This window comes from Halomonas sp. GXIMD04776, from assembly GCF_049808615.1.
GTDB lineage: Bacteria > Pseudomonadota > Gammaproteobacteria > Pseudomonadales > Halomonadaceae > Modicisalibacter.
The window spans coordinates 112,583-125,770 of sequence record NZ_JBNCAN010000002.1 but is presented as its reverse complement, the minus strand read 5'-3'; the positions used below and the strand labels follow the sequence as shown (position 1 = coordinate 125,770).

At 58.1% G+C, this 13,188-nt stretch carries 11 protein-coding genes; 2 read left to right on the top strand and 9 right to left on the bottom strand.

Going from position 1 to position 13,188, the window contains the following annotated elements; genetic code table 11:
* Positions 1-33: 33 nt before the first annotated feature.
* Positions 34-759: a gamma-glutamyl-gamma-aminobutyrate hydrolase family protein gene (locus tag ACPF7Z_RS01915; protein ID WP_425191465.1), complete on the bottom strand. Its 726-nt coding sequence runs from the start codon at positions 757-759 to the stop codon at positions 34-36.
* Between the two features lie 256 nt (positions 760-1,015).
* Between ACPF7Z_RS01915 and ACPF7Z_RS01910 the strand changes: the two genes are divergently transcribed.
* Together ACPF7Z_RS01910 and ACPF7Z_RS01905 are read left to right on the top strand one after the other, a co-directional pair.
* Positions 1,016-2,395: a glutamine synthetase family protein gene (locus ACPF7Z_RS01910; protein WP_425191464.1), complete on the top strand. Its 1,380-nt coding sequence runs from the start codon at positions 1,016-1,018 to the stop codon at positions 2,393-2,395.
* A 221-nt stretch (positions 2,396-2,616) separates the two neighbouring features.
* Positions 2,617-4,098 carry a Na+/H+ antiporter NhaC family protein gene (locus tag ACPF7Z_RS01905; protein ID WP_425191463.1) on the top strand — a complete coding sequence of 494 codons (1,482 nt, stop codon included), beginning with the start codon at positions 2,617-2,619 and terminating at the stop codon, positions 4,096-4,098.
* A 75-nt stretch (positions 4,099-4,173) separates the two neighbouring features.
* Here the strand turns inward: ACPF7Z_RS01905 and ACPF7Z_RS01900 are convergent, their stop codons facing one another.
* The 8 genes from ACPF7Z_RS01900 to ACPF7Z_RS01865 form a co-directional block, all read right to left on the bottom strand.
* Complete coding sequence (locus ACPF7Z_RS01900) at positions 4,174-4,737, bottom strand: glycine zipper 2TM domain-containing protein (RefSeq protein WP_425191462.1); 564 nt, start codon at positions 4,735-4,737, stop codon at positions 4,174-4,176.
* 135 nt (positions 4,738-4,872) lie between these two features.
* On the bottom strand, positions 4,873-6,162 hold the full coding sequence (locus ACPF7Z_RS01895) for an NAD(P)/FAD-dependent oxidoreductase (RefSeq protein ID WP_425191461.1): 1,290 nt from the start codon (positions 6,160-6,162) through the stop codon (positions 4,873-4,875).
* Positions 6,163-6,338: 176 nt separating this feature from the next.
* Positions 6,339-7,403 (bottom strand): polyamine ABC transporter substrate-binding protein, encoded by a 1,065-nt coding sequence (locus tag ACPF7Z_RS01890; RefSeq protein ID WP_425191460.1) that lies wholly within the window; start codon positions 7,401-7,403, stop codon positions 6,339-6,341.
* A 230-nt stretch (positions 7,404-7,633) separates the two neighbouring features.
* Positions 7,634-8,998, bottom strand: a complete 1,365-nt coding sequence (locus ACPF7Z_RS01885) for a glutamine synthetase family protein (RefSeq protein ID WP_425191459.1) — start codon at positions 8,996-8,998, stop codon at positions 7,634-7,636.
* A 128-nt stretch (positions 8,999-9,126) separates the two neighbouring features.
* Positions 9,127-10,188 (bottom strand): ABC transporter substrate-binding protein, encoded by a 1,062-nt coding sequence (locus ACPF7Z_RS01880; protein ID WP_425191458.1) that lies wholly within the window; start codon positions 10,186-10,188, stop codon positions 9,127-9,129.
* A gap of 42 nt (positions 10,189-10,230) precedes the next feature.
* On the bottom strand, positions 10,231-11,028 hold the full coding sequence (locus tag ACPF7Z_RS01875; RefSeq protein ID WP_425191457.1) for an ABC transporter permease: 798 nt from the start codon (positions 11,026-11,028) through the stop codon (positions 10,231-10,233).
* Positions 11,025-11,945, bottom strand: coding sequence for an ABC transporter permease (locus tag ACPF7Z_RS01870; protein WP_425191456.1), 921 nt, complete (start codon positions 11,943-11,945; stop codon positions 11,025-11,027). Before ACPF7Z_RS01870 ends, ACPF7Z_RS01875 begins: the two co-directional genes overlap by 4 nt.
* A gap of 52 nt (positions 11,946-11,997) precedes the next feature.
* Positions 11,998-13,149: an ABC transporter ATP-binding protein gene (locus ACPF7Z_RS01865; RefSeq protein WP_425191455.1), complete on the bottom strand. Its 1,152-nt coding sequence runs from the start codon at positions 13,147-13,149 to the stop codon at positions 11,998-12,000.
* Positions 13,150-13,188: the final 39 nt, after the last annotated feature.

The window sequence follows — 13,188 nt, the reverse complement described above, 5'->3', positions numbered from 1 at the left end:
ACAGCGGGGTTTCATATCCCATCATTGGGTCGCTTACCGGCACGCCTCGGCAAAGCCGCGAAACAGGGCGTCATTGATCGGACTCTCTTGTGGACGCCATTCGGGATGCCACTGCACCGCCAATGTGAAGCCCTTGGCATTTTCGACCGAGAACGCTTCGACCAGGCCATCCGGCGCCCGCCCTTCTACTCGCAACCCCTTGCCCAACTGCTCGACACCCTGCTGATGCAGCGAGTTGACCTTCGCCGTCTGCTGGTCATATAACCCTGCCAGCACGCCACCCGGCTCGATGAGTAGCTCGTGGGCCGGCGCGTAGTAGTTTGCTTTGTCGCCTTCTGGCTCTCGATGATCGAGCATACCCGGCACCTTCTGCACCGCCTGGTAAAGAGTGCCACCCATGGCGACGTTGATCTCCTGAAATCCGCGACAGATACCCAACAGCGGCAAGCCGCGCTCGATGACGGCAGGAATCAGTGCCATGGCCAAGGCATCACGATCTCGATCGTCTCGAGTGTTCTCGGGGATTCGCTCGGCGCCATAGCGTTGTGGCTCGACGTTGGTGTAACTGCCGGTCAGCATCAGGCCGTCAAGGCGGTCCAGCACGGAAGTATCCACCCCATCTTCCCAGACCGGCAACATGACCGGCATGACGCCATAGTCATGCAAGGCACGCAGGTACTTATCGGTAACGATATGAGACGGATGACCCTCGACCTGCCGGCGGCAGGCGATCACTCCTACCATTGGACGACTCTTCATGGAGGCTCCTTACTAGGCAATCGATAACGGTTGGTATTGTTTAATCAACATAACGCCGTTCAAAGCCTTTGCCAAGTCGCGCGAAAAATTCTGTCGAATAATAAAAATATATTTATAAAAATCAATATATTAAAATATAAATGCCGAGGATGTAGCAAAAGTAGCAAGCAATTTTGTCGTAAAAAATTTGACAACAATCCTAACCGGGTGAAAATAAGGCCATGAACAACCATTATCGGCACAAAGGGACATCCTCATGACGCCTGCTCCCGGTTTGAACGAAGCCAGCACTTTTCTTGAACAGCACCCGGATATTGAGAGCTTCGACCTGCTAATCAGCGATCTAAACGGCGTACTGCGCGGCAAACGCATCCCGCGGGACAATCTACTCAAAGCTTACCAGGACGGTATCAATCTACCCGCCTCACTGTTCGCCCTCGACATCAATGGCAATACCATCGAAGAGACCGGTCTTGGGCTTGCCACCGGCGATAGTGACCGGGTCTGCCGGCCGATCCCTGAATCACTGATGCCCACGCCCTGGCTGCGCGAAGGCCGCCAAGCCCAGCTGTTGATGACCATGGAGGAAGTCGACGGCCAACCCTTCTTTGCCGATCCTCGCCAGGTGCTGCGCCGAGTGCTGTCGAATTTTACAGCGCGCGGCCTTACCCCGGTGGTGGCATTGGAGCTGGAATTCTATCTCGTCGATCGCCGTCGGGATGCGCGCGGCCAGGCCCAGCCGCCCTGCTCGCCTGGCACTGGCGAGCGCGCCACTCAGAGTCAGCTTTACTCGATCAGCGAACTCGACGAATACGCCGACTTCCTTGAAGATATCCAACAGGCCGCCATCGCACAATCCTTACCGCTGGATACCGCTCTCAAAGAGTGCGCTCCAGGACAGTTTGAGATCAACCTGATCCATTGCGACGATGTGCTGCGCGCCGCCGATAGCGCGGTACTGCTCAAGAGATTGATCAAGGGTGTGGCGCTCAATCACGATTTCGAAGCCACCTTCATGGCCAAACCCTATGGCAACGAAGCAGGTAGCGGTGCTCATGTACACATCAGCCTGATCGATGACCACGGCCGCAACGTCTTTGCCAGCGACGATGGGGACCTGCTCGGCACACCGGTATTGAAGCAGGCAATCGCCGGCGTGCTAGAGCTGATGCCGGACTCGATGGCCATATTCGCGCCCAACATCAACTCCTTCCGGCGCTTTCAACCGAGCCTCTATGTACCCATGACCCCCTCCTGGGGTTACGACAACCGCTCGGTAGCGGTGCGTATTCCCTCCGGCGCCAATGCCGCACGCCGCATCGAACACCGGGTGGCGGGCGCGGACGTCAACCCCTATCTGCTGCTGGCAACGCTGCTGGCCTCGATACTGCATGGATTGAATCACGAGCTGACGCCACCATCGCCCATCGAAGGCAATGCCTATGAGCAAGTTGAGCCGACATTGACCAATAGCTGGCTGAAAGCCTTGGATCTATTTGCCGCTAGTGACGTACTGGCCGAAGCACTGGGACGTGACTTCCATCATGTGTATCACATCAATCGGCGAGAGGAACGCGCCCAGGCCATGCAAGCGGTAAGCATCATGGAATACGACTGGTATCTGCGTAATGTCTGAGTTCTACGCATATCGGATGCCATCGCACACAAGCATCTGAGTTTAGCCAGATCCATTTAGCCATAAGACCCCAAGGCCGAGCACGGCATGATGCTCGGCCTCAGGAAGCTTGCGCCCAAAATATATCCGCCCATCCAAGGGAGTGACTTAATGACAACCACAAGACCACTGCCAACGTTTCCGCCAATTCCTGTTCACCCTCTTCGTTCAGGAGGTGACGAATGAGCGCGTCGCATCCCTTCTCACCCTCTCTCCCCCTCGAGCGCGGCCAGCTCAAGCCTCTCGCCCTGCTGGCAGCCATCATCGGTATCACAGTCGGGCTAACGCTCTATCACGAACCCGGCAGTGACTTTGGCTGGTTCAGTCTGGTTCCTTCCGGATTGGTCTTGCTCGTCGCTCTGGTGACTCACCGCACCCTCGAGGCGTTGGTCGCAGGAGCGCTTGCCGGACTCTTCATGTTGCAGCCGGACAACTATATCGGCGAGCTGGCGGACATATCGCTGAATGTCATGATGGACGAGACCATCGCCTGGCTGATCTTGGTGGTTGGCTTGATGGGAGGCTTCATCGGCATGCTCGAGAAGGCTGGCTGCACGCTGAGCTTCAGTCACTTCATGCAGCGTCTGGTCAGGAGCCGGCGCCAATCACTGCTGTGGACCTCGGTGCTGGGCATGCTGATCTTCATCGATGACTATCTCAACGCCCTGGCGATCTCCTCATCGATGAAGCGACTCACCGACAACTTCAAGGTGTCACGGGAAAAGCTGGCCTACATCGTGGATTCTACCGCGGCGCCGGTCTGTATCCTCGTGCCGATATCGACCTGGGCGGTCTATTTCGCCGAGCTGCTCGAGAGCAATGGCGCCACCGATGGCAATGGCATGTGGCTGTATATCGAGTCGATTCCCTACATGATCTACGGCTGGGTGGCCCTGGTGCTTGTTCTGCTGGTCGCGGGCGGACTGATACCGGATTTCGGCCCGATGAAAGCAGCCGAAGCTCGGGCTAAAGCCGGGCAGCCAATTCCCGACGGCGCCCCGGACGAACCTCTGGAAGACGAGCAAGCGCCGCAAGTTCATCCCTGGATGGGACTGTTCAACTTTCTTGCGCCGATGGTGGTACTGATCGGTGCCAGTGCCTATTACGACATCGATCTATTGATGGGCACCATCGTCGCCACCCTGTTTACTCTAGTGCTGTTTCTGGTCCAACGCCTGAGCACCTTCGATGCGCTGATGGATTCGATCCTCAACGGCTTTCGCATCATGATGCTGCCCTTGGCCATCGTGGCCGCAGGCTTCGTATTGCGGGAGATCAACCAGCAACTGGGTATGACCGAGTACATGATCGAGACCTTGACGCCCTATTTAACCGTGGCAATCCTGCCCATGGTCGTCTTCGTCTCCATGGCGGTCGTGGTATTCGCCACCGGTTCGTCCTGGGGTGTCTTCGTGATCTCGATTCCCATCGTGATACCCATCGCCCAGCACATGGACGCATCAATGCCATTGATCGTTGGCGCCCTGCTCTCGGCGTCGAGCTTCGGCAGCCATGCCTGCTTCTTCTCCGACTCCTCGGTGCTGTCATCCCAGGGCAGTGGATGCTTGCCGATGCAGCATGCGTTGACCCAGATTCCCTACGCTGTACTGGGAGCCGCAGTAGCCAGCATCATCTTCCTGATACTCGGCTTCGCGATGACCTGAGCAAACCAGTAGCCAGGCACCACGCAAAGGCCCCGCTTCTCAGCGGGGCCTTTGCGTATTATCACTTGTACTGGCTCATGAACTGGATTTGGAGGCTTCGCCGGCTGCCTGCCATTGCGGCTTGCCATCCACCAGCGGCACTCGTTCCCCTTTGGGTGCTTCATCCAGGCGCGCATCGAAGACCTTGCCATCGATACGGTACTCGACATCATACCCCTTGAACTGCTCCTGGGTGTCGGTCACAGTCCTACAGCGCTGCTCGGTGGTGGTATAGGTATCGCCCTGCTGCATGCGCCCCTGCACCTCCCGTCCGGCGAAACCGCCGGCCACGGCGCCGGCTGCGGTAGCGATCTTCTTGCCGCTGCCACCTCCAACCTGATTGCCCAATACACCGCCGACGATGGCGCCTACGGCGGTGCCGGCGATGCGGTTGGGATCCTTGCTTGGGCGCTGGCGCGTCACCGCGACGTTGTCGCACACCTCGTGAGGCGTTTCGACGGTATCAGTAATGCGCTCGACATTGATGATCTCGGCATACTGCGGCGCCGAATTGGTCGCCTGAATCTGATAGGCCCCGAAGGCCAGGCCGCCCAGTCCCAGTACCGCAAGTGTGCTGCCGATGACGATGGATTTACTCATGGGTCGCCTCCTCAATTCTTTTTGATAATGCGAGTAACGTTATGCAACAGTTTACTCACATGGGACGACTAATCCAGTTTTAGAACAGCGTTTCCTTATTCTTTGTCATATTGGCTGTAGCTCTATCAGGCTCGCTTAAACGCCCAGCGCATCCCGGGTCCGATAATACCAACTCCCCAACGCGGTCAGCGGGACGCTCAATAGCCGTCCACCGGGGAAGGGTAAATGCGGCAGTCCGGCGAACACATCGAAGCGTTCGCTTTGCCCCTGCATGATTTCAGCAATCAAGCGCCCGGCCAAGTGCGTACAGGTCACCCCATGGCCCGAGTAGCCCTGGGCATAATAGACATTGTCATTGATGCGCCCAAATTGGGGTAAACGATTGAGGGTCAGCAGGAAGTTACCACTCCAGGCATAGTCGATCTTCACCCCCTTGAGCTGGGGAAACGTGGTTTCCAGCTTGGGCCGAATGACGCTTTCGATGCTGACAGGGTCCTGGCCGCCATAACTGACGCCGCCGCCATAGATCAGCCGACGATCGCCGGACAGGCGATAGTAATCGAGCAGATAGTTGCAGTCCTCGACCGCACGATCATTGGGCAATATCTCCCGAGCCTGCTCGTCGCTGAGAGGTGCCGTGGTAACCACTTGCGTGCTGGCCGGCATCGATTTGCTTTCCAGTGACGGCATCAACCCCTTCATATAGGCGTTGCCCGCCAACACCACGCGCTCGGCGATGATCTTGCCCTGGGGCGTCTCCAGGCTCACCGGTTCGCCTTGGGTGATAGTTGTCACCGGAGTCTGTTCGTAGATCACGCCACCCAAGGATTCGAACGCCGCCGCTTGGCCCAGCACTAGATTGAGCGGATGCAGATGTCCACCGGAATGATCGAGTAAGGCGCCGGCGTAACGCTCGCTACCGATCTCGCGCCGGTAGGTCTGGCCTTCCAACAGCTCAAGTTGATCGTTACCGAAGCGTTCCCATAAGGCCTTGTGCTCGACCAGCCCCTTCATCTGCTTGTCGTTGCAAGCCGCGAACAGGTTGCCTTCTTTCAGATCGCACTGAATATTGTAACGATCGATACGTTCGCGGATGATGCGATTGCCCTCGAAGGCCATGCTCCCCAGCGCACGCGCTGTCTCGGCGCCGTACTTGTCTTCGATGACATCCATGTCACGGCTGTAGCTGTTGACGATCTGTCCGCCGTTGCGTCCGGAAGCGCCAAAGCCGACACGCGCCGCTTCCAGCACTACGACCTGATGGCCTTTTTCGGCCAGATGCAAGGCGGCGGAGATTCCCGTGAAACCCGCGCCCACGACACAGATATCGCAGCGCACCTCTCCCCTTAATGCTACACGTTCAGGACTGGGGTTGGCCGAGGCGGCGTAGTAGGATGCCACATGCGGCATATCGGTCGAAGGCATCGAAACTCTCCTGGCAGATGTTTATTTTTTTTAACGAATAAGCACGATTTTAAGCCACTTGACTCCTTACGCTCAACTTATTGGTGTCTTATTTAAAACATTATTTAAAAATAACGACCGGGCAACGCCCGGCCGTTAGATCCTGGACTCAAACATTGAGCGCAGAAAATCACGCCTCAGCGACTTCTCACCTCGTTCCACAACTGCTGCAGCAGTTGCAGTTGATCTCCTTCGATGAGCGGTGTCGTCACCAGGGTCTCCCGCTGAGACGCCTTCAACCTCGATGATTCTTTGAGCGAGGGATCGACCAGTTCGAGAGCGGCCTCGTTGGGGGTGCGGTAGAAGGCATAATTCGCCGACTTGGCGGCATTCTCCGGACGCAACATGAACTCGATGAACTGATTGGCGAGTTCGGGATGTGGCGCACGCGCCGGAATGACCAGCGTATCGACCCCCAACTGCGACCCCTCCTCGGGGATGAAGAACTCCAGATCGCCATAGGTTTCCGGCGAGTCCGCCTTGCGATAGTCGAGATCGCCGCTATAGGTCACCGCCACCTCGGTAACGCCCCGGGCGATCTGATCGATGGCGGCGGTGCTGTCGACGAAGCCGGTGAAGTTGTCGCGATCGAGTGTCTTGCTCATCAACTTGGCCGCCTCGACCCAAGGCTCTTGGCCGACACAATCGAAGCCGTTGCCCTGGTAGGCGCAGGCCATGCCCAGGCTGACCTGGGGATCGCCACCCAGCAGTGCGAAGGGTTGATCCGGATTGACCTCGGGCTCGAAGAGAAGGCTCCAGGAATGCGCTGGGTCCTCGAAAGTGGTGGTGTCGTAGACGATGCCGGTTGCGCCCCACAGATAAGGCACGCTGAAACGTTCCTCGGGATCGTAATCCGGGTGGCGAAAGGCGTTCATCAGGTTGTCGCGATTGGTGACGATCTCCGGATTCAACGCTTGAACCAGGTTCGCGTTGATCAGTCTCGGCACAAAATAATCCGTCGGCACCACCACGTCGTATTGCGCGTCGCCCCCGGCGGCCAGCTTGGAGAACATCTCCGCGTTCGAGGTGAAATAACTCTGCACCACCTCGACGTCGTATTCCTCCTCAAAGGCGGTCACGACCTCAGGGTCCATGTACTCGGTCCAGTTGAACAGGTACAGCTTTTCCGCGGCACCTGCCGGCAGCCCCAGGGCCAGCAGGCAGACGCCCGCCAAGGGGGGTAACGAGAGAGAAATGCGCATGTCGGGAATCCTTATGAGCCAAGCCAAATCGTGAAAATCCATGATAGCCGGAATGGCGCTTGCGGTTAACCGGCCTTCATCAAGCCCTGATCACGTGCCTGCGGCGCGATAGCCCCGCAGGTGCTACTACATGCCAACAAAAGCGGCGTACCCGTCACCGGATACGCCGCTCAAGATGCTAAACAAGAATGACGAAAAGCTTTATTTAAACGGGTTAATAAAAAGACCGTTTACACCCGCAATAACAAGTGCTCTCGCTCCCAGGAACTGATGACGCCAAAGTAGGCGGTATGTTCCGCGCGCTTGACCGCCAGATAACTATTGACGAAGCGCTCACCGAGCAAATCCGCAAGCGCAGTACACTCCTGCAATCCATCCAAGGCCGGGCTGATATCATCCGGCAGCTTGTTGCCCGCAGCCCAGGCCGAACCGACCATGGGCGGGCGCGGGTCGAGCTGGCCAATCATGCCCAGATAGCCACAGGCCAACGAGGCTGCAATCGCCAGGTAGGGGTTGGCATCGGCGCCGGCCAGACGATTCTCGACCCGGGTTGCTTCGGGCGGGCCTACCGGCACGCGGAGTCCCACGGTACGATTGTCGAATCCCCACTCGGTATTGACCGGAGCCGAGCCACTGGTTTCAGTACGCATCAGGCGACGGTAGGAATTGACGTTGGGGGCAAAGAACGGCATGGCCGCCGGCAAATATTGCTGTAGGCCACCGATATAGTGATGAAACAGCTTGCTGGGCTGGTCATCGTCGCCGGCGAATAGATTTCGTCCGCTGTCGATGTCCACCAGACTCTGATGCACATGCATGGAACTGCCCGGCTCATTGGCCATGGGCTTGGCCATGAAGGTGCCGTACATGCCGTGGCGAAGCGCCGTCTCGCGCAGCATGCGCTTGAACATGATCACCTGGTCGGCCAGCATCAAGGCATCGCCGTGCTGGAAATTGACCTCCATCTGCCCCGCGCCTTCTTCGTGCACCAGGGTATCGAGATCCAGATCCATGGCCTCGCAGTAGTCGTACATCTCCTCGAAAAGCGGGTCGAACTCGTTGACCGCGTCGATGGAAAAAGACTGGCGGCTGCTTTCCTGGCGTCCTGTGCGCCCGATCGGTGGCTCTAACGGGTAGTCGGAGTCGGTATTGGTCTTGACCAGGTAGAACTCCACTTCAGGCGCGACTACCGGCTTCCAGCCTCGATCATCGTAGAGCTTGAGTACGCGCTTGAGCACACCGCGAGGGGAAAGCTCCACCGGCTCGCCGGTCAGGTAGTAGCAATCATGAATGATCTGCGCAGTGGGATCTTCGGCCCAGGGCACCAAATAGGCTGCATTGGGATCCGGCACCAGCTGCATATCGAGTTCGGCGGCATTCCAGAAACGAATATCCTCGTCTTCGGGATAGCCACCGGTAACCGTCTGGATGAAGATCGAGTCCGGCAGGCGCGCCCTTCCCGCGTTGAGATATTTCTTGGCGGGCATGATCTTGCCCTTGAGAATACCGGTCAGATCGGTGACCAGACACTCCACCTCGGTGATGCCGTGGGTCTGAAACCACTCGCTCAGCTCGTGGTGCTGACTGCTACTCATACAATGTTCCTTTCATGGCGGGTTGCGCGACTTGCCGGCAACCTCATACCGGCATCACAAATGCAGAGGGGCAACCACGATGACCCCTGCTCTACTATCGGATGGGGCCTTGCGGCCCCACCGCTCAATCAGCGAGATTGAACCTCGTTCCACAGCTGCGTGAACGTTTGTAGCTTGTCGCCCTTGAGGCTGGGCGTGAACTCGAGCCGCTCCATGTCGTCTTCACTGGGCTGCACCGGCGGTTTGGTCAGCACCTCATCCAGGTGGGGCTTGGCCGCCTCGTTGGGGCTGGCGTAGTAGTTGTAGTTGGAGAGCTTGGCACCGATCTCGGCGTCGAGAATGAAATTGATGAAGTTGTGGGCCATCTCCGGGTTGGGCGCCTGGGAAGGGATCATCATCACATCCACCCACTTTTCGGCGCCTTCATCGGGAATCATGAACTTGATGCTCTCGAAGGAGTCCGGGTTCTCGTCCTTGTAGAACAGATAGTCGCCGTTGTAGGTGATCGCCGCGTGGGTCACGCCTCGGGCAAGCTGCTGAAGCGCCGGCGTGCCATCGGTGAAGCCGCTGAAGCGCTCGCGGTTCTTGGTATCGAGCAACAGTCGGGCACTCTCCTTCCAGGCATCCACATCGGTGCAGTCGTAGCCGTGGCCGAGATAGGCACAGGCAGCGCCCATATTCACTTGCCCATCCCCCATCAGAGCGAAGGGATGGTTGGGATTGACCTCGGGATCGAACATCAGCGACCAGCTCTTGGGCGCATCCGGAAAGGTCTCGGCATTGTACACCAGCCCGGAGACCCCCCACTGATAAGGCGCGGAGTAGACTGCCCCCTCGTCGTAACTGGGATTGGCAAATTGCTCCATGACATTGTCCAGATTGGGGATCTTGGACTTGTCGAGCTTTTGCACCAGACCGGTCTCGATCAGGCGTGGCACATAGTAATTGGAAGGCACGATGATGTCGTACTGGGAGACACCACCGGTATTGAGCTTGGCGAACATCTCCGGCAAGGAATTGTAATAGTTCTGAACCACATCGACGTCGTATTTCTCCTCGAAGGCCGTGATGATCTCCGGGTCCATGTACTGGGTCCAGTTGAACAGATAGAGCTTGTTCTCCTGGGCCTGGGCACCGCTGATCAGAAGAAGGCCCCCCAGCGCGGTGGCAATCGTGGTCATTGTTTTCATTGTGTCACTCTCCTTCGGTTTGCATTGCATACGATGAGGCAGTCAGCGCTGCCCCTGACGGTTGAACAACAGACTCATTAGTGCGGCCAGGGCCACGGCACCGATCATCAAGGCCGCGATGGCATTGATCTCTGGTGTCACCCCCTTCTTGATGGCGCCCCAGATGTAGATGGGCAGCGTTGCGCTTTCTGGCCCGGAGGTAAAAAAGCTGATCACGAAGTCGTCGATGGATAGCGTGAACGACAGGAAGAACGCAGAAATCAGCGCCGGTTTGATGGTCGGCAACAAAAAGTGCCAGGCGCGCTTGATCGGCGTGGCATAGAGATCCTTGGCCGCCTCGAACAGCGTCGGATCGAGCCCCACCAGGCGTGAATAGACGATCAGCGCGACAAACGGGATCTGGAACGTTATATGAGAAATGATCATGGTCAGCAGTCCGGGCTGCAGCAAACCAGTATAGCGGTGCACCGAGACAAAGAAGGTCATCTCCGAGATGCCGAAGACGATATCCGGCAGCACGATGGGCAAATAGATCAGCACGATCAGCCAGCCCAGCTTGCGATGACGATGGCGATACATGCCATAGCCGATCAGACAGCCGATCGCCAGCGCCAGCACAGACGAGACGATCGCCAATATCATACTGTTCCAGAAGGCGGAAATGATCTGCTCGTTACCTAATAGGCGCTCATACCAGCGCAGCGAAAAGCCGGTAAAGCGTGCCGCACTGTTAGCGGCATTGAAGGAAAAGAACACCACCACCGCTAGCGGCAGGTACAGGAATATCAGCGTCAGCCACCAGAAACCGCTCAGACCACGCTGCAAGGTGCGCTTTTTCATATCACCACCTCCTCGCCGCCGCCCAGACGCTTGCCGACACGACGCATGGCAAACAAACCGATGAAGGTGGCGATCAGCATCAGGATGGCGCCGGCGGCGCCTAACGGCCAGTTGGAGCCACCCGCGAACTGATTGGCAACCAGATTACCCAGCATCATGCCCTTGCCGCCCCCGAGCAGCTCGGGGATCACGTACATACCGAACGCTGGAATCGCCACCAGCACCGTACCCGCCAGCAGCCCCGGCAGCGTCTGCGGAAAGACCGCATGCCAGAAGGCGCGCACCGGCGAAGCATAGAGATCCTGGGCGGCCTGCACCTGGGCCGTATCGAGCTTCTCGAAGGCGGCGTAGAGCGGCAACACCATGAACGGCAGGAAGTTGTAGACCAGCCCCAGTGTGACGGCAAAGTTGGAGGGATAAAGCCCCATGTTGGGGGGGATGAAGCCCAGTGACTGAGCGATGTCGGACAGCGGTGTGCCCGGCGCCAGCAGATTCATCCAGCCGAAGGTACGGATGACCTGATTTGTCCAGGAGGGCACCACCACCAGCAACAGCATGATGGCGCGCCATTTCACACGACAGGTGGTGATGTAATAGGCGATGGGATAGGCCACGATCACCACCAACACCGTCGCGATCAGGGTCTGCCACAACGAACGCAGCAAGGTGTAGAGATTTCCGGGGCTCCAGCCCAGAAACCCGAAGCCGGCCAGCTGCTTGAAAGAGTCCAGAGTCAGCGGCATCTGGGGCAGGCCATAGGGGCCATTGGTCATGAACGCCACGGCCATCAGATAAAGGCCCGGCAGCACCAGGAATACCACGATCCAGATCGCGCCCGGTGCCACGCTGAACAACAGATGCCGCGACTCACCGACAACGGCTCGACCACGAAACGCCACACGTGAAGATTCCACCATTGCATTCATCCTTAGAAAGCGACCCACACCTTCGGAAAACGACCCGTGCCCCTCAGGAGGCGACCCGTACAAGATCGTCAGGGCATACACTGACCGTCACCCTGTCATCGACATCGTGCAGCCGCTGCCCGAGATTGCTCGCCGTAGCCATCACGGTCACGCCTTCTACTTCCAGGCGATACTCGACGCGGCTACCCCGGTAGAGCCGCTCCATGACCCTGCCTTGGAGCTGGTTGTAGTTCTCGGGAACCTCCGCATTGAGCTCCAGAGTCTCGGGGCGAATCAACAGCCAGCCATCCTGTTCCTGACGTTGCTCCTCAGGGTCGATACGCAGACGGCCCAGCTCGGTATCCACCCAGTCCTCCTGGCTTGCATGAATGGCGAACAGGTTGTCGTGACCCATGAAGCGTGCCACGAAGGCATTGCGAGGATGCTCGTAGACCTCGTTGGGCGGCCCGACCTGCTGAATGATGCCGGCATCGAGTACGGCGATACGATCCGACATCACCATGGCTTCGTCCTGATCGTGGGTGACGAACACGAAGGTCATGCCCAGGCGCTTCTGGATACGCTGCAACTCGACCTGAAGTTGGCCCCGCAACCCCGCATCGAGGGCCGATAGCGGCTCGTCCAGGAGTAGCACGTTGGGCTCGCAGATCAATGCCCGGGCCAGAGCGATGCGCTGGCGCTGTCCACCGGAGAGCTGATCGACGGGCCGCTCGACCAGAGACCCCAATTGGATGAACTCCGCGACCTCATCGACTTTACGCCGTTGTTCCGTTTTCGATTCGCCGCGCATGCGTAGACCGAAAGCCAAATTGTCACGTACCGACAGATGGGGAAACAGCGCATAGGACTGAAAGACGGTATTGACGCTGCGCTTATGGGGTGGAATGTCGGTGATATCCTCGCCACCGATCAGCAAGCGCCCGGCATCGGGTTCTTCAAGCCCGGCGAGAATACGCAGCAGAGTCGTCTTTCCACAGCCGGAAGGTCCCAGCAAGGTAAAGAACTCCCCGGCTTCGATGGTCAGATCGACATCGTCCAGGGCCACGGTGTCCTTGCCGAAGCGTTTGTGCAACCCTTTGAGTTCGATCGAACAGGGCTCACGGCGTCCGCGGGCGGCGCTCTCCTGTGCATCGTCGGCGCTTTGGTTCGCGTCGCTTCGGCGATCGGCCTGGGCGGTCGAGGTGGGATGATCCATGTAGTACTCTCCCGTTATTGTCGTCGTGTGTCGGAGAAT

Bases quoted from the DNA above. Each gene is read 5' to 3' on its own strand.
- ACPF7Z_RS01915 (WP_425191465.1), bottom strand. From the start codon at position 759: ATGAAGAGTCGTCCAATGGTAGGAGTGATCGCCTGCCGCCGGCAGGTC.
- ACPF7Z_RS01910 (WP_425191464.1), top strand. From the start codon at position 1,016: ATGACGCCTGCTCCCGGTTTGAACGAAGCCAGCACTTTTCTTGAACAG.
- ACPF7Z_RS01905 (WP_425191463.1), top strand. From the start codon at position 2,617: ATGAGCGCGTCGCATCCCTTCTCACCCTCTCTCCCCCTCGAGCGCGGC.
- ACPF7Z_RS01900 (WP_425191462.1), bottom strand. From the start codon at position 4,737: ATGAGTAAATCCATCGTCATCGGCAGCACACTTGCGGTACTGGGACTG.
- ACPF7Z_RS01895 (WP_425191461.1), bottom strand. From the start codon at position 6,162: ATGCCTTCGACCGATATGCCGCATGTGGCATCCTACTACGCCGCCTCG.
- ACPF7Z_RS01890 (WP_425191460.1), bottom strand. From the start codon at position 7,403: ATGCGCATTTCTCTCTCGTTACCCCCCTTGGCGGGCGTCTGCCTGCTG.
- ACPF7Z_RS01885 (WP_425191459.1), bottom strand. From the start codon at position 8,998: ATGAGTAGCAGTCAGCACCACGAGCTGAGCGAGTGGTTTCAGACCCAC.
- ACPF7Z_RS01880 (WP_425191458.1), bottom strand. From the start codon at position 10,188: ATGAAAACAATGACCACGATTGCCACCGCGCTGGGGGGCCTTCTTCTG.
- ACPF7Z_RS01875 (WP_425191457.1), bottom strand. From the start codon at position 11,028: ATGAAAAAGCGCACCTTGCAGCGTGGTCTGAGCGGTTTCTGGTGGCTG.
- ACPF7Z_RS01870 (WP_425191456.1), bottom strand. From the start codon at position 11,945: ATGGTGGAATCTTCACGTGTGGCGTTTCGTGGTCGAGCCGTTGTCGGT.
- ACPF7Z_RS01865 (WP_425191455.1), bottom strand. From the start codon at position 13,149: ATGGATCATCCCACCTCGACCGCCCAGGCCGATCGCCGAAGCGACGCG.